The 23,390-nt window shown below is 56.0% G+C and carries 21 protein-coding genes; 9 read left to right on the forward strand and 12 right to left on the reverse strand.

The window, feature by feature from the left end:
- Window positions 1–47 precede the first annotated feature (47 nt).
- The 3 genes from QUE75_RS05910 to QUE75_RS05920 are packed head-to-tail and all read right to left on the reverse strand — an operon-like array spanning window position 48 to window position 3,018.
- Entirely contained in the window at window positions 48–1,493 is a 1,446-nt protein-coding gene (locus tag QUE75_RS05910; protein ID WP_286254312.1) for a phospholipase D family protein, read from the reverse strand.
- A 37-nt stretch (window positions 1,494–1,530) separates the two neighbouring features.
- A complete protein-coding gene (locus tag QUE75_RS05915; RefSeq protein ID WP_286254314.1) occupies window positions 1,531–2,274 on the reverse strand; it encodes a glutamine amidotransferase in 744 nt (247 codons plus the stop codon).
- A gap of 15 nt (window positions 2,275–2,289) precedes the next feature.
- Window positions 2,290–3,018: a YebC/PmpR family DNA-binding transcriptional regulator gene (locus tag QUE75_RS05920; RefSeq protein ID WP_058091693.1), complete on the reverse strand. Its 729-nt coding sequence runs from the start codon at window positions 3,016–3,018 to the stop codon at window positions 2,290–2,292.
- Between the two features lie 182 nt (window positions 3,019–3,200).
- Here QUE75_RS05920 and QUE75_RS05925 point away from each other — a divergent pair, with 182 nt between their 5' ends.
- Window positions 3,201–3,623, forward strand: a complete 423-nt coding sequence (locus QUE75_RS05925; RefSeq protein WP_106693641.1) for a tetratricopeptide repeat protein — start codon at window positions 3,201–3,203, stop codon at window positions 3,621–3,623.
- Window positions 3,624–3,648: 25 nt separating this feature from the next.
- Here the strand turns inward: QUE75_RS05925 and QUE75_RS05930 are convergent, their stop codons facing one another.
- Together QUE75_RS05930 and QUE75_RS05935 are read right to left on the reverse strand one after the other, a co-directional pair.
- Window positions 3,649–4,449 (reverse strand): oxygen-binding di-iron domain-containing protein, encoded by an 801-nt coding sequence (locus QUE75_RS05930; RefSeq protein ID WP_058091691.1) that lies wholly within the window; start codon window positions 4,447–4,449, stop codon window positions 3,649–3,651.
- A 189-nt stretch (window positions 4,450–4,638) separates the two neighbouring features.
- Entirely contained in the window at window positions 4,639–5,067 is a 429-nt protein-coding gene (locus tag QUE75_RS05935; protein ID WP_058091690.1) for an SRPBCC family protein, read from the reverse strand.
- Window positions 5,068–5,235: 168 nt separating this feature from the next.
- On the opposite strand from QUE75_RS05935, the gene QUE75_RS05940 reads away from it, so the two are divergent.
- Genes QUE75_RS05940 through QUE75_RS05950 form a run of 3 tightly spaced genes read left to right on the forward strand, consistent with a single transcriptional unit; the run spans window position 5,236 to window position 10,892 of the window.
- Complete coding sequence (locus QUE75_RS05940) at window positions 5,236–7,344, forward strand: type VI secretion system Vgr family protein (RefSeq protein ID WP_286254320.1); 2,109 nt, start codon at window positions 5,236–5,238, stop codon at window positions 7,342–7,344.
- Entirely contained in the window at window positions 7,310–8,176 is an 867-nt protein-coding gene (locus QUE75_RS05945; protein ID WP_286254322.1) for a DUF4123 domain-containing protein, read from the forward strand. The genes QUE75_RS05940 and QUE75_RS05945 overlap by 35 nt, the downstream gene beginning before the upstream one ends.
- The gene (locus QUE75_RS05950; protein ID WP_286254324.1) at window positions 8,160–10,892 is read left to right on the forward strand and encodes a LysM peptidoglycan-binding domain-containing protein; all 2,733 of its coding nucleotides are present in this window, start codon (window positions 8,160–8,162) and stop codon (window positions 10,890–10,892) included. Before QUE75_RS05945 ends, QUE75_RS05950 begins: the two co-directional genes overlap by 17 nt.
- Before the next feature lie 18 nt (window positions 10,893–10,910).
- On the opposite strand, the gene QUE75_RS05955 is transcribed toward QUE75_RS05950, so the two are convergent.
- The gene (locus tag QUE75_RS05955) at window positions 10,911–11,678 is read right to left on the reverse strand and encodes a formylglycine-generating enzyme family protein (RefSeq protein ID WP_171040063.1); all 768 of its coding nucleotides are present in this window, start codon (window positions 11,676–11,678) and stop codon (window positions 10,911–10,913) included.
- A 361-nt stretch (window positions 11,679–12,039) separates the two neighbouring features.
- On the opposite strand from QUE75_RS05955, the gene QUE75_RS05960 reads away from it, so the two are divergent.
- Both QUE75_RS05960 and QUE75_RS05965 read left to right on the forward strand, forming a co-directional pair.
- Window positions 12,040–12,738, forward strand: a complete 699-nt coding sequence (locus QUE75_RS05960; protein WP_286254328.1) for a DUF3592 domain-containing protein — start codon at window positions 12,040–12,042, stop codon at window positions 12,736–12,738.
- Between the two features lie 26 nt (window positions 12,739–12,764).
- Complete coding sequence (locus QUE75_RS05965) at window positions 12,765–13,376, forward strand: DUF3592 domain-containing protein (protein ID WP_286254330.1); 612 nt, start codon at window positions 12,765–12,767, stop codon at window positions 13,374–13,376.
- Between the two features lie 88 nt (window positions 13,377–13,464).
- Here QUE75_RS05965 and QUE75_RS05970 read toward each other — a convergent pair whose 3' ends face one another.
- Window positions 13,465–14,790, reverse strand: a complete 1,326-nt coding sequence (locus QUE75_RS05970; RefSeq protein ID WP_286254332.1) for a S8 family peptidase — start codon at window positions 14,788–14,790, stop codon at window positions 13,465–13,467.
- A 90-nt stretch (window positions 14,791–14,880) separates the two neighbouring features.
- Complete coding sequence (locus QUE75_RS05975; protein WP_061333315.1) at window positions 14,881–15,246, reverse strand: thiol-disulfide oxidoreductase DCC family protein; 366 nt, start codon at window positions 15,244–15,246, stop codon at window positions 14,881–14,883.
- Between the two features lie 215 nt (window positions 15,247–15,461).
- On the opposite strand from QUE75_RS05975, the gene QUE75_RS05980 reads away from it, so the two are divergent.
- From QUE75_RS05980 to QUE75_RS05990, 3 genes are all read left to right on the forward strand, one after another.
- On the forward strand, window positions 15,462–16,565 hold the full coding sequence (locus QUE75_RS05980) for an AI-2E family transporter (protein WP_286254333.1): 1,104 nt from the start codon (window positions 15,462–15,464) through the stop codon (window positions 16,563–16,565).
- Between the two features lie 271 nt (window positions 16,566–16,836).
- On the forward strand, window positions 16,837–17,988 hold the full coding sequence (locus tag QUE75_RS05985; RefSeq protein WP_286254335.1) for an alcohol dehydrogenase catalytic domain-containing protein: 1,152 nt from the start codon (window positions 16,837–16,839) through the stop codon (window positions 17,986–17,988).
- Window positions 17,985–19,028, forward strand: a complete 1,044-nt coding sequence (locus QUE75_RS05990) for a proline racemase family protein (protein ID WP_286254337.1) — start codon at window positions 17,985–17,987, stop codon at window positions 19,026–19,028. Before QUE75_RS05985 ends, QUE75_RS05990 begins: the two co-directional genes overlap by 4 nt.
- A gap of 180 nt (window positions 19,029–19,208) precedes the next feature.
- Here QUE75_RS05990 and QUE75_RS05995 read toward each other — a convergent pair whose 3' ends face one another.
- The 4 genes from QUE75_RS05995 to QUE75_RS06010 are packed head-to-tail and all read right to left on the reverse strand — an operon-like array spanning window position 19,209 to window position 23,184.
- The gene (locus tag QUE75_RS05995; protein ID WP_230713589.1) at window positions 19,209–20,030 is read right to left on the reverse strand and encodes an ABC transporter permease subunit; all 822 of its coding nucleotides are present in this window, start codon (window positions 20,028–20,030) and stop codon (window positions 19,209–19,211) included.
- A complete protein-coding gene (locus tag QUE75_RS06000; RefSeq protein WP_061333489.1) occupies window positions 20,023–20,952 on the reverse strand; it encodes an ABC transporter permease subunit in 930 nt (309 codons plus the stop codon). Before QUE75_RS06000 ends, QUE75_RS05995 begins: the two co-directional genes overlap by 8 nt.
- Before the next feature lie 4 nt (window positions 20,953–20,956).
- Complete coding sequence (gene potA, locus QUE75_RS06005; protein WP_374787662.1) at window positions 20,957–22,039, reverse strand: polyamine ABC transporter ATP-binding protein; 1,083 nt, start codon at window positions 22,037–22,039, stop codon at window positions 20,957–20,959.
- Window positions 22,040–22,077: 38 nt separating this feature from the next.
- Complete coding sequence (locus tag QUE75_RS06010; protein ID WP_286254344.1) at window positions 22,078–23,184, reverse strand: polyamine ABC transporter substrate-binding protein; 1,107 nt, start codon at window positions 23,182–23,184, stop codon at window positions 22,078–22,080.
- Window positions 23,185–23,390: the final 206 nt, after the last annotated feature.

The raw sequence follows: 23,390 nt of genomic DNA on the forward strand, positions 1-23,390 counted from the left end.
TGTGTACTGATTCAACATACAAAACGTTCACGCTTTCATGCTAAAGCTCAGAATGTGGAGAGTCCCGTGGCTTCCATAATCCGGTATTGCCAGTATTTGAGCCTGGAGTGATCGGCCCAGGCTGAATAGGGCAGACTCAGGGCCTGTTCGTTGTCCGGGCCGTGTGTCCAGTAGTCGTCAAAGAAGGCGTTGGCCTTCTGCGCGACAGGGTCATCCTGTTGCACGGCCAGCCACACGTTGGATTCCAGGTTCAGGTCATCCAGATTACGACGGGTAAAGTTGGCGGAGCCCAGCAGCAGTTCGATTTGCTCATTCTGCCCACGGTAGATGACAAGTTTGCTGTGGCACTGCTCGCCCCGGGTGTTGCACCAGCGCACCGGAATGCCGGCCTCGTGCAGCTCACGGGCAACAGGTCGGTTGGGAATGCCGTTCTTCTCGTGGCCAAAGGCATCCTTGTTGGCATCCAGCAGCAGGCGGATCTCGACGCCCCTGTGCTGTGCTTCCAGCAGCCCGTTGATGATTGGGCGGTGGGAAAGATAGAACATGGCCATGTCTAACTGCTCTCCCGGCTGGCTTCGATTGATCATATCCAGAGCAGCGTCCCGGATGGCGGATTCGGTCAGAAGCTTGAGGGTGCCCTGTGAATGGTCGGGCAGCTGGCTGTCTTGAGTCATCCGTTCCAGCCAGCGCTCGAGTGTGCTGCTGTCGGCACCGGACATCCGGATAACCGCCTGTTCGCTACGGATAACATCCATAACTGCGGGGCCACTGAAGGCCAGCCCGATATTGCTGTGCCGGCTGCTGCCGTTGTGTGGGTTTGCGGAGGTGACAACCGCCCGTAACCGGTCGCCTTCGTCGACCACCAGAAGCTTCCGGTGATTGGCTTTGAAATTCGGTAGCGCCAGGTAGCTTCGGATGGTGGCGGGTTGGTTGCCAAGGGCATTGGGCAGCCAGCCACCATCCGGGTTGTTGCCCAGCCACCGGCAACACAATCGCCACAGGGATGACCACGCGGGATTGCTGTCGCGCAGCGGTTCGAGATCAGTGACAACAACCTCAATGCCAGCGGCAGACAGCGTATCAAAGTGAGGTGAGTGGGTGCCCCCGTAAAAGGTGTTCAAGGGGTCTGAAATCAGAACAATATCCATGTCTGGTTGAGCATTCTTACGCTCAAGCAAAGCCTGGGTGAGCTGCTCGGCCAGGGGGCGAAGGTGGATGTCCTCGGGGCCGGTGCTGTTGAACAGAAACATGTCCAACAAGATAAAGGTTTCAGCCTGTTCGATCAGGCGGAAGATTTCGTCGAATATCTCATGATCCAGCGTTGATTGCCCGTCACTGAAATGTCGGGTGGTGTCTGTCAGCAGTTCAGCGTCTTCCAGCGGTGCCGCATCGCCCTGGTAGCGAATGCCGGGCGGAAGTGGTTTGAAGGAGTGCCAGAGGCCAAGGCCGATCAGGCTGAGCAGGACAACGCCGACAATGAATTTGAGGATCATGGTGGGTTCGTTCCATCGAATGGGCATGAGTGCTGGTTCAGTGCTGTTGTGTCTTCACCCAGTCGGCGAAAAGTCGGAGCAATTGGCTGGCCTCCGGTGCTGGCTGAACGGAACTCAGCAAGGCGTTTGCGTCCAGGCCTTCGGACTCAAGATCAGGGTATTGGACTTCCAGGTAGGCTTTCATGATCTGTTCGTCGAATTCCGGATGAAACTGAACGCCCCAGGCATTCTTGCCAACCCGGAAGGCCTGATGGGGTTCAAAGGTGGAGCGGCCCAGAAGCACAGCGCCCGGTGGCAGTTCTATTACTGACTGCTTGTGGGTCAGTTGGGCCGGGAACTGTTTCGGCAGCTGGCTGAACAGTGGGTCGTGCTGGGCGCTGTCAAACAGGGTAACCGACTGGGTACCGGTCTCCCGGCCGTCAGGGTGATAATCCACTTTGCCGCCAAGCGCGTGGGCCAATAATTGATGCCCATAACACACGCCCAGAAGCGGGACGCCCGCTTCAACCGCTTGCCGAACCCACGCTGCCGTCGTTTCACTCCAGGCCGCACGATCGCTCACCATCGCCGGTGAACCCGTAATGACGATGCCTTGCCAGTCACCAGGTTTCCCGGGCGGCGGTGCTTGAGTGACGTCTGCAATCGTGAGTTCTAAATGGCTGGAAAGTGCCCGCGCAAACCAGGCATCAAAGTCCCCGAACTGATCCCTGATCTGCGGGTAGGTAGACCCGGTTTTCAGGATCACCACGCGGGCTTTGTGGGTTGTTTGTGTTCCAGCCATAGCCAGCTCCAACTCTTATGACTCTTCCGGGAGTTCCGCGTTGTGGAACACGTTCTGAACGTCGTCCAGATCGTTCAGCATGTCGAGGAACTTCTCGAACATCGGAATATCGTCGCCTTCCACCACGGTGGTGGTTTTGGGCAGGAACTGGATTTCGTCAACATCAAACTCGATGCCTTCAAACGCCGATTCCAGGGCCTGTTTGGCTTTGGCGTATTCGGTGTTGGGGGCAAAGACCGTGATCTTGCCATCTTCGTTTTCGATGTCGGTTACATCAACATCGGCTTCCATCAGTGCTTCCAGAACGGCCTCTTCATCCTGGCCGGAAAAGGCGAAAATGGCGCAATGGTCAAACATGTGTGCCACAACACCAGGGGTGCCGATTTTGCACTTGGTTTTGGTGAAGGCCAGGCGCACATCGCCGAAAGTGCGGTTGGGGTTGTCGGTCAGGCAGTCGACAATCACCATGCAGTTGCCGGGGCCGTAACCCTCGTAACGAGCCGGGGAGTAATCTTCGCCCGCGCCACCCTTGGCTTTGTCGATGGCTTTTTCAATCACGTGTGCGGGAACCTGGTCCTTCTTTGCCCGCTCAATGAGTCCGCGAAGCGACAGGTTGGCCTGGGGATCTGTGCCGCCAGACTTGGCGCTCATGTAGATTTCCCGGCCGTACTTGCTGTAGACCTTGGTTTTTGCCGCGGCCGTCTTGGCCATGGATTCTTTGCGGTTCTGGTAGGCTCTGCCCATCTGTGGTGCCTCTCGTGCTCTCGGTAAAAGGACGGATTTTACTCAACTAGCGGCCTCGGTGACAGCCTATTTTGCTGGCTGGTGATTCGAAGGTACCAGTTGAATGATGCTTTGGTAGCGGCGACGTGGTGGGCACCGGCTGTTAGCGTGTCATGGTGTATCAGTCTCGGTGGAGTTTCGCTATGAACGTTGTCCGGCCAACGGTTTTACTGGTTATTGTCATGGCCTTGGCACCCGTTACGGGGATCAGTGCCCAGGAAAATGATGAACAAACCCGCATAGCCCGGGATATGGTCAAGGCATTGCAGGCCTATGCTGTATACAAAATGGGGCAATATGACGAGGCGTTTGATCGTTACTGCGAGCTGGCTGAGCGGGGCAACAGCCAGGGCATGCTGAATGTGGCCAACATGTATGCCGCCGGTCTCGGAACTGAGAAGAGCCTGGAAAAGGCGTTCGAGTGGTATCTGGAAGCAGCTCAAGCCGGAGACGCCATCGGCATGGAGGAAGTGGCCAGTGCCTATCGCCAGGGCCTGGGTGTACCCAGAGACGAAAACCTGGCCGATGAATGGCTGGCACGAGCACGGGCTGCGCGCCAGCCGTGATTCACGGAACGATAAACAGAGCGAATCAGACGTATTCCACCGGCTGTCGGTAGTTATCCTGTGAAACCAGATCAATTCCGCAGTCCATCTCGCTGACCCAGTTCAGGAAGCGGTCGACCATCACCGGTCCCTCGAAACGCTTGCCGTGCTGGGGCACGATCATAGCCACATCCATGCCGCGAACCATATTGGCCCAAAGGCCGCACACCTTCTTGGAGGCAATATATCGCCGATGGAAACCGATCATGTTGGGGATGTGCTTGTCGAAATCCTTGACCGGCTCGTGGTCATCTTCACCACCCATAGAGGCGCCAAGATCGCCTGAGAACAGGATCTTGGAGACCGGATCATAGAACTGCAGGTTGCCCACGGAGTGCATGAAGTGCGCAGGCAGGCACTGAAGGTAGCTGTCACCGAACCGGACGTTAGCGCCGCCATCAGGAATGCTGACGATGCGGTCGTAAACGCTTCCGCTGAGCTGATTGGTGACATAGCTGGACACCAGATGCGGCAGGAATCTGGCCCACAGCTTGGAAGTCACAATCTTGGCGCGAGTGTGAACAATCCAGCGATCGATGGCGCCGATGATGTCTGGGTCCTGGTGAGACGCAAAAACATAATCCATATCGCGGATGTTCATATACTTCGAAGCAGCTACCGAGAGCGGCGTGTAAGTGAGGTCTCCGCCGGGATCAATCAGGGCTTCATGTTTGCCATCGACAACCAGGAACTGGTTCGACTGGACGCCTTCGCCAGTCACCAGTGAATCAAACATCAGGCACTTGTGGTGTCCGTTGTCGAAAAGCACAATCGGTTCAGCCGCCATTTCGCTCTCCCGCAGAGGATTGGTTGTGCCATCAGGAAGCCCGGTCAGGCCCCCTGATGGCCGGATATTGCAAGTTGCGCGGGAGGTTACAGAATTGACAAATGTGAAGTGTTGCCTCAGGTCAATTATCTGATATTCATCAAGTAACGGTTTGTCACACCGGCTGCCCGGGCCGGGGCTCTCATGGCATCAGGCCAGCTTGGGGACCCGCTTGATCCCTCGGCGCAGGCCCTGCTCCAGAGCAACGCTGACCACCTTCCCGGAAAACGGCACTATGTCTTCAAAGGTGATGGTGTAGTTGAGCTGGGTTTGGCCATCCGGAGTCTCCGAAAAGCGAATCCTGCCCAGATGGTTCTTGATCGGGCTCATGCTGGTGATGGCATACTCAATCAGCGTATCGGGCTCGAAGTTCAGTACGGTTTCCTCAAGTGAGAGGGGGCCAATGCCGATCTTGCGAACAGAGCCCAGGCCGTTCGGGTCTGCCTGGTCACTGTCTTTGATCCGTTTGACCGGTGCGCCAAGCATTTTTCCGAAACGCTGGTGATCTGCAAACAGGGCGAATACCTTTTTGCGAGGGACATTAAAAGTCTCATTGATTTCAATGGTGTACATAGCCATGGTTGCTCTCTTGTTGTAGGCATTGGGACAAGAGTAACCGTTCACAGAGTTCAACAAAAGTCGCAGATGTGGGCAGATGCAAGGTTGGCCTTACAATCCACACTGGTTATACTCATGCACGCTCAGGACGAGTAAGCAGTTCATCATTAATCTTCAGGGACCGAAGTCATGCCCCAGGCAAGCGGATTGCAGTTCACCGCCCGTGTAGGCGAATTCCCCTCAGATCACTTTTCGGTAGTTGGCTTTAAGCTGGCCGAACAGCTGTCTTCCTTGTTTCATGGCCGGTTAGAACTGGCGAGCACCGACCCCGATGTGGCCGCTGCTGACGTTCTGGAACAGCCGGTGGACCTGGTGGTGTGGCAAGATGGCCAACCCCTGCGGCGCTTTACCGGTGTGGTCAACGAATTCGTCCGCGGCAACACCGGCCACCGCCGCACCGCCTACGAAGTGGTCATCCAGCCCCCGGCCTGGCGCCTGGACCTGATGCACAACAGCCGCATCTTCCAGACCCAGAGTACCGACGCCATCGTGCGCACCCTGCTCGAAGAGCGGGGCATTATCGACACCGTGTTTGATTTCAAACGCCCCCCTGGAGAACGGGAATACTGCGTCCAGCACCGGGAAAGCGACCTGCAGTTCATTGAGCGACTGGCCGCCGAAGAAGGCTGGCACTACCGTTACCAGCACGGCAGCGTGGATGGCGAAGAACAACCAGCATTAATCATCGCTGACCACCACGGCGACGCCCCGAAACTGGACCCGGTGCCCTGCAACACCCAGGCCGGCGGCAGCAGCAAACAGGCCTGTGTGTTCAGCTTCGCCTACGAAGAGCGCATCAAAGCCGCCTCCGTGGCCATGAAGGACTACACCTTCAAAAACCCCGCCTACGCCCTGATGCACGAACACAGCGCGGGCGGTGTGAACCACCGAGAAGACTACCAACACTACGACTACCCCGGTCGCTACAAGGCCGATGCCAGTGGCCAGCCCTTCACCCAGGCCAGACTGGACGCCCTGAGAAACGACGCCTCCCTAGCCCAGGGCGAAAGCAACCGTCCGGACTTCACCCCCGGCGCCAAAGTCGAGCTGCAGGAACACGACAGCCAGAGCCTGAACCGGGAATGGCTGCTGACCGCCATCACCCACACCGGCAAACAGCCCCAGGCGATGGAAGAAGAGGGTGGCAGTGAACCCACCAGCTACCACAATGACTTCACCGCCATTCCGGCCGATAAAACATGGCGGCCAGTGTGTGAACACAAACCCATGATGGACGGCCCCCAGATGGCCATCGTCACCGGCCCCGAGGGTGAAGAGATCCACTGTGACCAGTACGGCCGGGTGAAAGTCCGTTTCCCCTGGGACCGCTACTCAAAAAACGACGAACACTCCAGCGCCTGGCTACGCGTCGCCCAAGGCTGGGCCGGTGGCCAATACGGCTTTATGGCCCTGCCCAGAATCGGCAACGAAGTGATTGTGTCCTTCCTGGACGGCGACCCGGACCAGCCCATTATTACCGGCAGGACTTACCACGCCACCAACACACTGCCCTACGCGCTGCCGGAACACAGAACCCGGACCACATTAAAAACCAAAACCCACAAGGGTGAGGGCAGCAACGAACTCAGGTTTGAAGACGAAGCTGATCAAGAGCAAATCTACGTTCACGCCCAGAAAGACCTGGACCTGCTGACGGAAAACAACCGCACGGAAGTCATCAAGAACGACAGCCACCTGACGGTAGAGAACAACCGCTTCAGCCACACCAAAGGCAACAGCCACCACACCACCGAAGGCGAACACCGGGAAAGCATCGGTGCCGACTACAGCCTCACTATCAACGGAAGCCACCACAGCAAGCAGGGCAAAAACCAACTGGTGGAAGCCGGTACCGAGATTCACCACAAAGCCGGTATGAAGATTGTGATTGAAGCCGGCGCTGAGGTAACGCTTAAAGCCGGCGGCAGCTTTGTGAAGGTGGACCCGAGTGGGGTGACGATTTCTGGGCCGCTGGTGCGGATGAACTCCGGGGGTGGGCCTGGGAGTGGTAGTGGGGTTGGGGTGAAGCTTCCCGAGTTGGCTGCATCACCCGCGATTTACGAACAATCTGTTGCCGAATCTCCGAAATTAGCAACGCCCTCACTGAGGCCTGAGGCTAGCATTAATCCATCGAGGATTAGCCTATTAAGAGAGGCTGCCGCCGCTGGCAGTTTGTCTGTTTCTAGCTGCGAGTATGATGAGAATGGACGCTGCAAACTACATAAGCACACTGGATAGTGTCGCACCCATAGGGGAACAGCCGAAAGAGGCGAGTTACGCAATTATTGATTTGGCATCGGATCCTGATTTTATGAGCTTTCTTTATGGTGGCCAGAATCAAGAGCCGATTGAATGGTGGAGCCTTTTCGAGGGTTCTTGCTGGCAGGCAAGTTGGTTCAACGGACCGGTTTTGGTTGATCTACGATCCAGTGAGGCGTTTGGTAAGCAGGTTGTTTCCCGCATGGAGCGTCGTTCCCTGGGTGTATTAATTGGGTCTTCATTGGGGGCATCGGATCTGCTCCAGCGGAGTCAGCAATGGCTTTTCTGCATGGATTCATCGCAGGAGCGACTACTCAGATTTTACGAACCTCGGATGTTGGCGGCGCTGCTTTGTGTAATGGATAACTCTCAACGAGAGAGCCTTGTGTTGCCCGATGAGCGATTGATTTGGCATGACGGCCAAGTGTGGCGTTCATCGGCTCCATCACGTAAGGGGGGCTTTGCCTCCAAGACTAACAATATTGTTATTAGTGATGAGCAACTTCAGCTTGTGCCCGCATACCGTTTGGCGGCGGAATCACGCGGCTATGCATTCTATTATGAAAATCAGTTGAGCGGATACGAAGACCCTGTTGTGTGGGTTCTGGAGCGTTTTCTTGAAGCGAAGAATTTTGGATTTTCGAAACTATCAAGCTTGGAACGTTGGTTAAGGCTAGCGCTCCTTCATGGTGATGCATTTCACTGCGCTACTGGGTTTCGTGAGGTATTGAGTCAAGAGCATTTGTCCGCCAGTGAACGGCTCGAAGCCATGGAAGGTATGAGGAAGATAGTTAATGTCACGACAGTATGAAGTGCAATTCGGTGATACTCTCTCGCAGATTGCGCAGCTCCATAACGTATCGGTATCGCAAATTCAGGAGCTCAATCCAATGATTGAGAATCCCGATCAAATTCAGGAAGGTTGGAAATTGGATCTTCCCGCCGAAAATGGCGACGCCCATAATCCGGGCAACCTACCTCCATCCAGATCTGCCAATGATAATACCTCTACCGATGCTTCATGCACTGAATGCCAGTTGGAGTACGTTGAATTGGTGCACATCACAGGTGAGGAGGGGGCTGTACATGCTCTCACGGAACGTCAATGTAATGATTTGATTTCGGCGGTCGAAGAACTACAACTGCCCTTGATAGGCTTGCAGAGCGCAGAGGGCCAATCGGATGAGCGAGTAGCGGAGGCTAAGACTGAAGCCTGGCAGGCCTTAAAGGATCTCAATGCCCTTCCCCCAATTGCATCTAGCACCACGGTCGAGGAGCTGATTGCGGAGTATCGAGCTCGTTGGCAGCTCGCTCAAGAGCGTCTGCATAGGCAGGAGCGGCGAAGAGAACGCATTCGAAGTGAACTGAACCAAGTGCGCCGTGACGTTCTCAGTCCACTTCACCGTCGGCCGTCTAATGAGTCCAAGGATTTACTTACTGTTAGGATCTTTCGGACTCTGTCGAATGAACTCGAACAGACATTATCCGATATCGAAACGGTCTTGGATGCGCGCAGTCAAGAGGTGAGCGCCGAGCGGGCAAACTATGAATCGCTTGATGAACGACTCCAGTTTCTTCGAGCTGCCTTGGAGGCAGAAGTTGCGTATCGGGTAGCTCAGGCATCCGATTCTTATGATTCGGACACGATGGCCCAGTTGGCCCATGAATCTGCAGTTCTAAGGGAGAGAACTCAGTGGCCTGAATTTATCAGAGATTCTGAGATTGGAGCATTGGTGCAGCGGCAGCAGCGATTGGCGGAAATTGAAGCAGCGCCTGCTCCGGCATGGTGGCGCGAAACAGTTCATTACTTGGTTACCAGTGACCCAACACCATCCTTGTGGAGCCTTATTGATACACGCGAAGTGGATCAATACCGTGAACTCCAGCGCGAGAAAAAACGCCTTCTTGTAGAGCAGGAAGCGGCGCTTAGTCGTATTGTTGGAACTAGCCCGCCTCCCTCCAACGATGTTTTCGCCAGTCCGAACGTCGGCGACACACGAAGCTGGAATGTAGTTGAGATCAAGCGAACGGGAGAACCTGGGTACCGCTATATTACCCGTGAGAGTCTTCAGCAGTTTCGTCAGGGCTGGCGGCCTATGACGATGGCTGACGTAAAGGAAGCCATGTCTTCCAGTCGATTCCGGGAAGCGAGTGAGCAGGCGCGGGATGCAGTTCGTGCGAGCCCTGAGCTGAAACTGAAGCTAGCTCAGTGGAAAAGCAAGGAGGATAATTTTTTCAATCAGCTCAATATCGAGTTGTTTAAAGAAGACATCTCTACTGAGGATGGTCGTTTCTCAGCAGCGGCTGAGGCCCAAATGTTCCGTTTTGCCTCGCAAGCTGGACTGGCCGCATCCTACAATCCAGCCAAAAAAGAAGCGTATATTGGGGGCAAGGTGGAGGGGACCTACAGTCTTCTTGAAGGCAAAGCATCTCTCAGTGCTCAACTGCCAGATGTGAACGGCAGGCCCCTTATCCTGAAATATCAGGATCAGAAGGGGGATCTTGTTCCACTGCATTGCGGACTATTTCGGGTCGACGCGGAGTACTCAATTCAAGGATTTGCCGGAGCTTGTGCTTCTTTGGCCGCTAATGTTAGAGCCTCCAGTGCTCCAGGAAATGTAGGTATTACCGGCGACGCCAACGGTGAGGTATTTGCTGGGGCGTCGTTACAGAACGAGGCGGCGTTTAGTGTTAAGTGGAAGGCAGCGTATGCCGCAGTTCAAGATAGGCAGTCCTCGGGGGAGGATGAGCAGGTTTCGACGCAAGAACAAGAACGGAGGGGCAAGGCCGATGAAGCGTTCAAGTCCTTGTTAGAGGTGAAACCTGAGATTTCACTTTCAGCAGGGGTCGGTGCGGGCTTTGATTTCAAGGTCGGATTATCGGAAAGCAATCGGCTCTATTTGACCTTAAAAGGGCACCTGGTTCTTGGCCCTGGAGGTGGCGGTGGGGTAGCTGCAGAGCTGAATGGTCCGCAGGTGATTGAACTTATTAAGTTTGTTCGTTGGTCGTTGGAGCAATCGGATTTCCGGTTTCTTGAATGGATGGATGTCAGGGCGTTTGCCATGTTGTCCTTGATTCAGCGGATTCAGGCGGTCAGTGGAGAAGATCTGATTGGAGTTGCGGCCTGGCCTCTGGATCGCCTTCAAGATTATTGGAGATCGGTTCAGGAAAGCTATTTGGAATCATTGGAAGCGGCAAGTGGACTTATGAGTGAGGGTCAGGTTTCCAACTATACACCCGAGACTAAGGCAGAAGTTCTATATATGTTTTCAGTCAACGCCTCGAGAGCTATGCGACAAAATAATGAAGACCTTGAACGGCTCGCATCCGCAGCATTTTTTGTTCTGGGTACGATCCAGTCCCATCGCGAGTTTATGGAGGTGCTTCGACGTATGGGGCGTGCAGATAACGGCAAAGGGGGCGTGGTTGATCTGAAGAGCAACTATGTTGATCTAGTGTTGCGTTTTCTGTATCGGTCGTCGAAGTCTCAGGAGACTGAAGAGTGGCTTTCGGGTTTATACGCCTAATCTAGAGTGGTTCGGAGTCTAGTTTTTTACGCAACGGAATCCACTACTCAGGGGCATGCTCGACTCTGGAACCACTCTGCGAGACACTGTTGAGCTATTGATGATGGGGCCTTGGTAGTCACCTCCTCGCATTACCCTTTCAGGTTCTTGGAGGCCTGGCGCGATAGTGACAGGCTCTCCTGACTCTGGACCCTGTGGGTTCATCCGCTCGGAGTTCTGATAATAGTCTGGTGCATAGTAGTCGTTGACCCATTCTGCAGCATTGCCGGTCATGTCATGCAATCCAGCTGGGTTAGGGGGATAACGACCGGGAGCATCCGGCATTGCTCGTTTATCACCGTAGAGCGCTGCTTTCGGGCCGCTTGCAATGCTGACGTTACGTCCCGGTTCTATTTCTCCATTATCTGTAGCGTGCCGAACAGGTTTTCCGCCAGAGCGCGCCGCGTACTCCCACTGAGCTTCTGTCGGTAAGTCAACGGGTTGGTTAGACTGTTCTCCGAGCCAAAGGCAGAAAGCTTTTGCATCGTGCCATGATACTGGGGCGGGAAGCTCTGCGCTGAAGCGTTCTGGGGATTCTTTGCGTTTGTCGTCGTAGAAGCGAGCTTTCATAGAGTGGCCGGATGCGTCTAAAAATATCTCGTAATCTCCTTGAGTCACCTCATACTTCTGGATAAAGAAATCATCCAACACCACTTCATGGGCGGGAATGGTATCCGCACCCATTGCCCAGCCACCAGGGTTGCCCATCATGAATGCGCCACCCTCAACAAAGACCATGGCCTCCATTTGCCTGTGAACCATATCGTCTTTTTTTGAGTCGGAATATCCGCTACAACCAACCAAGTTTACAGAGGTGATTAATGCGACAGGGAGAAAGTGTATGAAATATCTAGATCTCGGCATGCCGTCGGCTTCCTTTCCGCCATTGAACTTTAACGTGGGCATATACTAACGGAATCAGTACTTAAGCTCTATGAAGAAAACCCCATATTCGGATAGGGAGACTTTTTTATAATGATGTGACGCGAATATTACCCATCTACTCCATTTCTGCTGGGGGCGCGGTATAATCCTGCCGGTTTAACGCTCAGGTTTTATCAAAAGCCAGCTCAAAACACGGAAGCAACAATTTTCAAGGAACGAAAAAATGAAAACTCTGAAAATCCTCAAGTACACCTTCACTGTCATCGGCGTAGCCATGCTATTTGGCGCCCTTGCCAGCTACAACAGCACCTCCGCTTTCATCGACCGGGCTACCGAAACCAGCGGGATAGTGACCGAACTGGTGCTCTCCCGTTCCAGCGATTCCACCAGCTACTATCCGGTCGTGGCATTTCAGGATGCCAGTGGCCGAGAGATCGTGTTTCAGTCCCGTGCCGGTTCAAACCCTCCCTCCTTCAGGCGCGGTGAGCGGGTTTCTGTACTTTATGAGCCCTCGGCGCCGGAGAATGCGCAGATCAACAGCTTCTTTTCCCTGTGGGGGATGTCGTTGATCGTTGGTGGGCTCGGCCTGGTGTTTACGTTGGTCGGTGGCGGGATGGTGCTGTTTGGTGTTCTGAAGGGGCGATCAAAAGCCTACCTGGAACAGCATGGCACCGAAGTGCTCGCAAAGTTTGCGTCGGTTGAGCAGAACACCAGCCTCACGGTTAACGGCCGCAACCCATTCCGCATTGTCTGCCAGTGGCAACACCCGCAAACCGGGGAGCTGCATGTGTTTCGAAGCGACAACCTGTGGTTTGATCCCAGCGACCACATTCACCAGGAGACCGTGCCGGTTCTGGTGGATGAATCCAACCTCAAACGGTATTGGGTGAATACGTCATTTCTGCCCAAGTTAGCCGGTTAGTTTTTTCGGTCCCGACGGAGAGCAACATGCGTAGAAAAGGCACCACCGACTGGCCGCTTCTGTGGTCCGCAGTCAAAGATAATCTTGGTGATTTTTTCACTTTACTGGGCATGGGGCTTTGTTTCGGTATTGTAGGAGGAGGCGTTTTCTACTCTGGCTTTGGCGAATGGGGCGCCATGATCTTCGGAGCCTTTTTCGCGCTGATCGGTTTGGCCTTGTTCGTTTTCTCATTTGTCGCCACGTACTCAAGCATCGGCTATTACTACGAACAGGCCCTTTTGCGTAAACACGGCGTGGAGGTGGATGGCATTCTGACGAGAAAAGAGGCGGACTGCCAGTTTCATCAGGAGTATGACAAATACAACCGGCCATTGGGCGAGGGACACTACCAATGCAACCTGTTGGTTGAGTTTGATTTTCAGTTTAACGGTGAAAATTGCAGTGGTGCTTTCTATCTGAATAAGGCTGAGCTATTCGACAAGCTCAAGGAAGGGGATCCGATGCCGCTGAAAGTTCTGAGGCTTGACCCTTCCGTTCATACGGTTCGTGAGCGGCGCCTCGCGAATATGCTTAAGGGCCGGGAGCCACAGACGCCGTCTCTGATTCCGGAAGGGGCAGAGATCAGCCAGTTGGCGTAGGTGTACTGTCGCTATCCCGGTGAACCCTGCTCATCGCACAAAACGAAAGTAACGCCCGCCAGCCAAAGTAGCTGGCGGGCTCTCTACCTCAAGGGTTCACATTCACCAGCAAATTCGGTGACCCGTTCAGGTTGGTCAGCTGGTTCTGGCTTGCCTGGTTGCGGAGCGTCTGGGCAACCTGTTCCGGTGTCAGCCCTGGGTTCAGGCTGAGCAGCAACGCGGTGGCTCCTGCCACGTGGGGAGAGGCCATAGAGGTGCCGCTGATGGTGTTAAAGGCGGTGTCGCCGGTGTGCCATGCGGCGGTGATGTCGGTGCCTGGCGCCATGATGTCCACGCAGGAACCGTGATTGGAGAAACTGCTGCGACGGTCCTGATTGTCGGTAGAACCTACGGTCACGGCTTCTGCTACACGGTTGGGCGAACCGCTGCAGGCATCGGCGTTGCTGTTACCCGCAGCGACCACCACCGGAATGCCGGAGGCGACGACTTCACGAACAGCGTTGTCCAGTGCTGCTGAATTGCCACCGCCCAGGGACATGTTGGCAACCGCCGGCTTCTCGGCGTTCTCTACCATCCAGTCCAGCGCTTCGATAATGGCACTGGTGGCGCCGGAACCGCTGCAGCCAAGCACGCGCAGGCCGATCACCTGGCTTTCCTTGGCGACACCGAACAGTGAACCGGTTGCGGTAGAGGCAACATGGGTACCGTGGCCGTTACAGTCTTCGGCGGAGTAGGTTGAGATGGTGTCCTCGTCGCCGAAGGAAATCAGCCCGCCCAACAACAGATCGATGATTCCGCCAATCAGCGGCACGCCGCCCAGGCCGCTGTCATCGTGGAAGTTCACGCCGCTGGCCCGGCCCTGAAAGTCGGCATGGGTGGTTCGGATGCCGGTATCCAGAACATAAACGTTGACACCCTGCCCGGCAACGGTGGGGTAGGTAAACTGGGTGTCCAGGGGCAGGGTGGTCTGGTCAATCCGGTCCAGTCCCCAGGTGGCATCCTGTTGGGTTTGCGTGGAGGACGTTGTCATCCAGGTGTCCGGCTCCACTGCGAGCACTCCGGGCAGGGCGGGCAGCAGGTCGGCCTGGCTTTGGGTGAGCTGCACCGTTGCACCGGTCATCACGTTCTCATACAGAAACAGAATGTTCCCGCCGCCAACGGCTGTTAATAGCGCCTGAATACCGGCAGACAGATCACCACCAACGCCCAGAAGCGAGGGCAGGGTTGGGTCGACAGTTACTATGTATCTTTGGGCAATGGTGTTTTCTGTGCTGGCGGTTGTGCTGGTGGATTCCGTTGTTGAAGATGTCCCGAGCAGCCCTGAGAGAAGACTGGCCTGGGCGTGCAGCGGTGTGGTAGAGAGAACGATCGCGGCGGCAAGTGCGCAGGGACCGGTGTTCAGAGAAAAACGCATGGTAGCTCCTTTGATGACTTTTGTTTTTATCGTAGAGCATAATGCATGCGTTAATATTTCAAGTTCAATGCATAATGCATTAAATACTGGTCACGATGGGCCAACCGAACACGCATACTTCTTTTCGAACCGACGATCTGCCCAGGTTTCATAAACCCGTTTTGCGAGCGGATATAAAACAGGCCACAACAGAGGCTTGAGCAACCAGCCAAACGGTGTGTGAGACCAGGCACGAACATTGGCCGGCAAGCCGATCACCCATTCACCACTCCAGGTCATCAGGTGCAATCGTTTAAGAAGTTCTTCACGTGTTGGCAACTGTGCGTTGTGCGCATTCTGCTCGTGGATATCGGCAAAGATCAGGTCGCCACGTTGTAACTTTCTGAGCGTACGGATTTCCTTGGCGCACAGTGGGCAGCGTCCGTCGTAGAAAAGGGTGTCGTAACGTGGTGGCATCTGGTTCTCCGGTTCAACTCAGGCTTCGTGCCTTTGTATACGCTGTCGGCAATGCCCCCGGTTCAGTTTTGTGCTCGGGCGAATGGTAATTGTTTGATAATGCAAGCAAGATGTTGGAACGCTACACTAGCAAGCTACCTGCAACCCGCTTCTGCGGGCCTAACCGGCGTTGTCGATGACACGGCGCCATCCTGATCTGAAGGTATTGAAACAGCATGGATGATTCCCCAACAGATAACCGCTCTCCCGAAAACCCGTCCGGGAAGAGTGTGCTGGCTGAGCTCTCTACGCCCATCTATGGTCTGTTTATCCTGGGCATCCTGTACACACTCTATCTTGCTCACCAAATTATCCTGCCTATTGTTCTGGCGGTGCTGACCAGTTTGCTGCTCTCACCGTTGGTGAAGAAAGCCTACCTGAATTGGCGGTTGCCAAAGGTGGTGAGCTCGCTGGTACTGGTGTTGGTTGTGCTTGCAGGTATCGTGGGTATTGGCGCTGCCGTTGCAACCCCGGCCCTTGAGTGGGCCCAGAAAGCACCTGAGGGCATATCCAGGCTGTTGGTGGGTGACAGTGAAATCATGCGCCAGCTCGATAAGGTCAGCCAGTCAGCGGAGCAGGTTGAAAAGTCCGTGGATGAGCTGTCGGAGAACGACCAGTCGAAGCCCACAACGGTCGTCTTGCAAACGGAATCCTGGAGGAGCCAGCTGATGTCCAAAGCCCGCAACGGAGTGGCAGGCCTGGCGTTGGCACTGGCATTAACCTACTTTCTGTTGGTGAGCGGTGACAGGTTGATCTTTAACTTCGTCAAACAGTTACCAAGGCCGCAGCGCAAGACGGTTCTGAGAATCACCCACGATTCCCAGCAACAGATTGCCCAGTATCTCGCCGTGTTGGGGTTGAGTAACCTATCCGTTGGTGTGCTTACCGGACTCATCTGTTGGGCCATCGGTTTGCCAGACCCGGCGATGTGGGGGCTGATCGCTGGCCTCGCCCGGTTTATACCCTATCTCGGCAATATGCTCACGATTGCACTGCTGGCGGTGGTTTCCGCCATTACCCTGGATACCCTTTGGATGATGGCCATCGCGCCGCTGAGTTTTATCCTGCTGACCACCATTGTTGGTTTCTTCCTGGAACCCTGGATTCACGGCTTTCGCATGGCCATCAACCCGGTCATCATCTTCGTATCCATCTTCTTCTGGGGCTGGCTCTGGGGCCCGGTCGGTGTTCTGCTGGCGGTGCCGCTGATGACGGTCATTCAGGTCGTCCTCAAACAAATACCCCGGTTGCGCCCAATGTACAAAGTGATTGCACGATAACTGGCGTCAAACTCAACCGCCAGGTCACAAACTACGCTTCCTTTCCAACAAGGTTATGCCGGCGGGAGGTGGGGCGTGTTTTTCTGGCAGGAAAAAAGATGTCTGAGCAAAGCGAGTTATTTTTTCCAGAAGAAAAACACGCCCCACCTCCCAGCCCGCCCCCAAACCCAACGGATGGGCAATAAAAGCAAGAGCCAACACCCCCTGACACAACCCCATATCTCTCCTATGCTCTGAAGATCACTGAAACCACCAGAACAGGGAGGAGCCAATGTCCGAGATCCCGGCTTCCATGAAAGCCATGGTCCTCACCGGCCATGGCGGCATCGACAAACTCGAATACCAGGACATATCAGTGCCCAAACCGGCTGCCGGTCAGGTACTGGTGCAGGTAACCGCCACCGCCAAGAACAACACCGATCGCAAAGCCCGGGAAGGACTTTACCCCACCAAAAAAGGCGAGATGACGTCGTTCCAGATGGGAGGCAAGCCCACGTTGACGTTCCCGCGTATTCAGGGCGCCGACATCGCCGGCAGAGTGGTGGCGGTGGGCGAGGGCGTCAGTGAAACCCGTATCGGAGAGCGGGGCCTCCTGGACTTTAACATCTACGCCGACGACCGCACCGATATCAACCTGACCCCGGACTACTACGGCCATGGTGCCGATGGCGGTTACGCCGAATACGTGGCCCTGCCGTCCGATCAGTTTCACCATATCCCAAACCCGGATCTTGCCGATGCCGAACTGGCGGCCATGGGCATGTGTTCCTACCAGACCGCCTACCACATGCTCACCTCCGCCAACGTGCAGGCGGGTGAGCGGGTGCTGGTGACCGGTGCCAGCGGCGGCGTGGGCACCGCACTGATCCAGCTTTGCCGGATCATCGGCGCTGTCCCTTACGCATTGAGCCAGAAAGACAAGGCCCAAACCCTGCTCGATCTGGGCGCCGAAGCGGTGTTGGATCGCAGCGACATGAGTACCTTTGTAGACCGGGTGAAGAAAGAAACCGGCGGCAAACCCCTGGATGCGGTGATGGATCTGGTGGGCGGCGAAATGACGGACATATTCATAGACGTCATGATCTTTGACATGAACGCCCGCAGTACCTACCCGCGCCTGAGCATTGCCGGGGCCAGCGGCGGCAATATCAGCGAAATCCTCTGGACCCGAATCTACCTGTATCAGGTGCAGATTTTCGGGGTCTCCCACGGCACCCGTGAAGAAGCAAACCAGCTGATGACCTGGATACGCGACGGCCATCTAAAACCGGTGCTACACGGCGCCTTCAAACTGTCGGACCTGCACCGGGCCGAGGAATACTTCGTAAACCGTGGCGGCAATTATCTGGGCAAAATCGTCATCGTGCCGGATGCCCAATGGCAGGCGCACGGCCAACCTTTTGCGCTGGAGGTAGGCGGATGAAACCGGAACTCACTATTCAGTTGATGGATACCCACGCCGGCGGTGATGTCAGCCGTATTGTGACCGGTGGCATCACCGCTCTGCCTGGCGATACCGTGCGAGCCCAGATGGAGTATCTGCGGGATGATGCCGACGGCCTGCGCCGGTTGCTGTTGGAAGAACCCTATGGCATCCCCGAAATGTCTGTCGACCTGCTGGTGCCCGCCACTCATCCGGAAGCCGCCGCCGGATATATCATCATGGAAGTCATGGGCTACCCCATCTACTCCGGCTCTAACACCATCTGCACGGCAACGGCGGTTCTGGAAGCCGGTATCGTCCGCAAACAGGAAGGCAAACAACACTTCAAACTGGAATCCCCCGCCGGCCTGGTGAGCATTGAGGCCACCGTGCATGACGGCGTGGTGGAAGCCATCACCTGCGAAGGCCTGCCCAGCTATATTCACACCCATAACGCCAGTATCAGCGTGCCCGGCATCGGCAAGGTCAACTACAGCGTGGCCTACAGTGGCGGCTTTTACGCCCTGGTAGATGCTAGATCATTGGGCTTCGACCTGACCCTGGATGAAGAACGCCGGTTAGCGGAAACCGCCCATGCCATCGTTGAGGCCATCCAGGCCGAACGGGGCTTCTCCCATTACACTCTGGGCGACGTAGGCCCGCTGCCGTTCCTGCACTTCATGGGCCCGGTAGAACAAGTGGCCGAAGGCTACTACCGCTCCCGCTCAGCCACCTACGTGCACCCCGGCGTCATCTGCCGAAGCACCACCGGCACCGGCACCTCGGCAAGACTGGCACTCATGAACCACGAAGGCCGAATCAAACCCGGCGACAAGTTGGAAACCATCTCTCTGCGGGAAACCGGGTTTATTGGGCAGTTCACGGCGGTCGAACAGGAAGGGGAATATCAGGTGGTCAAAAACAACATAACCGGCAAGGCCTATGTCATCGCCCGTTCCGACATCGTGGTGAACTGTGATGACCCGATGGTGAAATGCAACGGTCTGACTCACATCCTCAAATCAGAGGGGGGTGCTTAACCTGCAGAACCTATCCCGCAGGTAAGCAACCTAGGAGAACGCAGTAACGCCGGCGGGAGGTGGGGAAGGATTTTCTGGCAGGAAAAAAGATGTCTGAGCGAAGCGAGTTGTTTTTTCCAGAAGAAGATCCTTCCCCACCTCCCAGCCCGCCCCCACAACCAAATGGATAGGAGCCCAAACCTACCGAGGCCGCAATCGCCGCTTCTCCGCCCGGCGCATCCAGAACCACGCGATAAACGCGATCACCGAGACCACGGCAATAATGATGGTCGCCAGCGCATTGATCTCCGGCGACACCCCCATCCGCACAGATGAGAACACCACCATCGGCAGAGTCGTCGCCCCGGGCCCGGAGACAAAGCTGGCAATCACCAGGTCATCCAGGGACAGGGTAAACGCCAGCAACCAACCCGACACCAGCGCCGGCGCAATCACCGGCAATGTGATCACAAAGAAGGTTTTCAGCGGCGTACAGCCCAGATCCATGGCGGCTTCTTCGATGGAGCGATCCACTTCCCGTAGCCGCGCGCTCACCACCACTGCCACATAGGCACTGCAGAAAGTGGTATGGGCAATCCAGATGGTGGCCATGCCACGGTCCGTTGGCCAGCCAATCAACTGCGCCATCTGCACAAACAGCAGCAACAGCGACAGGCCCGTGATCACTTCTGGCATCACTAGAGGCGCGGTGATCATACTGGACAGCAGGGTGCGGCCGCGCATCTTCTTGAACCGGGCAATCACAAACGCGCACAGGGTGCCCAGGCACACCGCCATGCTGGCGGAGTAGAAGGCAATGCGCAGGCTCATCCACACGGCAGACAGGATCTGCTCGTTGGCAAACAGGGCGCCGTACCATTTGGTGGAAAAACCGGCCCATACCGAGACTAACCGGGAGGCGTTGAAGGAATACACGATCAACACCACCATCGGCAGGTACAGGAACAGCATGCCCAGCACCAGCATGGTCTTGGAGAAACCGGGAGCTCTTAGCCTAACCATTTTTTTCCATCTCCCGTGCCTGGAAGCGGTGGAACAGCACAATGGGCACCAGCAGCAGCGCCAGCATCACAATCGCCAGGGCCGAGGCCACCGGCCAGTCACGGTTGTTGAAGAACTCTTCCCACAGCACCTTGCCGATCATCAGGGTATCCGGCCCACCCAGCAGTTCCGGAATCACGAATTCGCCCACGGCGGGTATAAATACCAGCATGGAGCCCGCCAGGATTCCGGCCTTGGATAACGGCAGGGTGATGGCCCAAAAGGTGGTCAGGCTGCGGCAGCCAAGATCCGACGCCGCTTCCAGCAGGCGTATATCCAGCTTCACCAAGTTGGTGTAGATGGGCAGGATCATGAACGGCAGGTAGGCGTACACAATGCCCAGAATCACCGCGAAGTTGGTGTTCAGCATTTTCAGGGGCGAGTCGATCAGCCCCAGCCACATCAGGAACGTGTTCAGCAGGCCCTGATTGCCGAGAATGCCCATCCAGGCGTATACCCGAATCAGGAATGAGGTCCAGGATGGCAGCATCACCATCAGCAGGAACACCAGTTGCCAGTGCTTGGGTGCCCGGGCGATAGCGTAAGCCATGGGATAACCGATCAGCAGGCAGAACAGGGTCGCCAGGAACGCCGTCTTCACCGAGCCCCAGTAGGCGGCCACGTACAAGCTGTCGGAGGCCAGGAACAGGTAATTGCCAAAGTTCACCACCACCGACAGGGTGTTGTCGACAAAGCGGAACACCGGCTCGTAGGGCGGAATGGCCATCACCGCCGAGGTCAGGCTGATCTTCAATACCAGCGCAAACGGCAGCAGGAAGAACAGCAGCAGCCAGGCGAACGGTACGCCGAACACCACCCGGCGATGGAACAGCACCGCACGCACCCGCTCCACCACCGGGGCAGGAAAGAGCTTTCGATTCATCGCGTCAGTTCCAGAGCAGGATCGGACTGGAGGCTTCCCAGGACACATAGACCCGGTCGCCCCAGGTGGGCCGTTCACCACGGCGTTCCACGTTGGCCATGGTGGCCTGAACCCGCTTGCCACTGGCGAGCTTCACGTAATAAGACGTGATATCACCCAGATAGGCGATGTTGTCGACCGTACCGCAGCTCCAGTTGGTGTCACCTTCCGGTTTCTCTGTGGTCAGGTAGATCTTTTCCGGGCGCAGGGCAATCAGGGTTTCCGTGGTTTCTGCGGGCGTGGTTACGCCCCGGTCAATAAACACCGGTGCATCCAGCAGCTCACTGGTCAGTGAGATGCTGTCAGAGTTGTCTTCCAGAATGTTCGACTCAAAGATATTCACCGAGCCGATGAACTCTGCCGTCATGCGGCTGTTCGGGCTCTCGTAGATATCAATGGGTGAACCCACCTGGGCAATCCGGCCGTGAGACATGATCGCAATGCGGCTGGCCATGGTCATGGCCTCTTCCTGGTCGTGGGTGACCATCAGGCAGGTTACGCCCACCTTTTCCAGGATATCCACCAGCTCCAGCTGCATTTCCGTGCGCAGTTTTTTGTCGAGCGCGCCCATGGGCTCGTCCAGTAACAGCAGTTTAGGGCGTTTGGCCAGGGATCGGGCCAGGGCCACGCGCTGTTGCTGTCCGCCAGACAACTGTTGTGGCCGGCGCTTGCCGTAGGCTTCCATTTTCACCAGTTTGAGCATGGCCGCCACGCGGTCGGCGATTTCGTTTTTCGGCAGCTTGTCCTGTTTCAGACCCATGGCAATGTTCTGCTCCACCGTCATGTGGGGGAACAGGGCATAGGACTGGAACATCATGTTGGTGGGCCGCAGGTACGGGGGCAGGGCTGTGATGTCCTGTCCGTCCAGCACGATGCGGCCCGAATCCGGAGTTTCAAAGCCTGCCAGCATGCGCAGCAGGGTGGATTTGCCGGAACCGGAACCACCCAGCAGGGCGAAGATCTCACCCTTGTGGATGTCCAGGCTGACATCGTCCACCGCCAGGGTGCTGTCAAAGCTCTTGGAAATGCCCTTGATGCTGAGAAGCACCTCCGCTTGCGCGGAGGTGCTGTTGGTTACGGCCACCGTCAGCGACCAGACTTCACGCTGGTCCAGGTGCGGGTCATCAGGCGCTGGGCGTCCTGGGGCCGACCTTCCATGATGTAGAGATTTTTCATCACCTCATCAGTGGGGTAGATGCTGGTGTCTTCCAGGATCTCCGGGTTCACAAACTCGTCTGCCGCCTTGTTCGGGTTGGCGTACCACACGTAGTTGGTGACGTCTGCGATGATCTCCGGGCGCATCAGGAAGTCCATCAGTTTATGGGCGTTCTCCACGTTCGGCGCGCCGGCCGGAATGGTCATCATGTCAAACCACAGCACCGCACCTTCCTTCGGAATGGTGTAGCGGATCACGTTGCCGTTCTTTGCTTCGTCAGCGCGGGCAGCGGCCTGCAGGATGTCGCCGGAGTAACCGGCAGCCACACACAGGTCACCGTTGGCCAGGTCGCCAATGTAGCGAGATGAGTGGAAGTAAGTAATGTTCGGGCGCACAGCCCGGATCACATCACCGCCTTTTTTGATGTCATCAGCGTTGTTGCTGTTCGGGTCCAGGCCAATGTAGGCCATGGCGGCGCGCACCATTTCCTCGCCGGAATCCAGCATGGCAATGCCACAGCCACCAGCGGCCAGCTTGCCGGTTACTTGCGGGTCAAACACCAGGGCCCAGGAGTCCACGGGCGCATCGTCACCCAGGATCTTCTGGATACGGCCTTCGTTGTAGCCATAGCCGTTGGTGCCCCAGAGGTAAGGCAGGGAGAACTGGCTGCCTGGGTCTACTTTTTCCAGGTCGTCCATCAGGTCCGGGTTCAGGTTGGCCATGTTCGGCAGTTTGCTGTGGTCCAGCGCCACGAAGGCCTTGGCAGTAATCTGCTTGGCCACGTAGTGGTTGGAGGGCACCACAAGGTCGTAACCGGAGCGGCCAGAAAGCAGCGCAGCTTCCAGCACCTCGTTGCTGTCGTACACATCGTAGACAACCTTGATGCCGGTTTCCTGTGTGAACTTCGCCAGGGTGTCCTCGGCGATGTAGTCAGACCAGTTATAAACACGCACTTCTCCGGCGGCAAAAACCGAAGAGGCACCCAGAGACAACGCAACAGCGGCGGCAAGCGCCTGTGGCTTACACAACTTGAACATTGGATGGTGTCCCTCACTGAAAAGGGATGGATACAAAGCGCGCAGGACGCACGCAGTTCTTGGTGGGATTCGAGCGATTTTTAACACGAGAACCCGGCGCGCGCTACAAAAATTTCAATATTGGGATTAGGGGTTGTGCGTACCCTAATCCATGCTGCTCAAGCCCTTGGTTTTGTACGCCTTTACCTGGTCTTTACATGGGTTGA

Source organism: Marinobacter shengliensis, from assembly GCF_030297115.1.
GTDB lineage: Bacteria > Pseudomonadota > Gammaproteobacteria > Pseudomonadales > Oleiphilaceae > Marinobacter > Marinobacter shengliensis.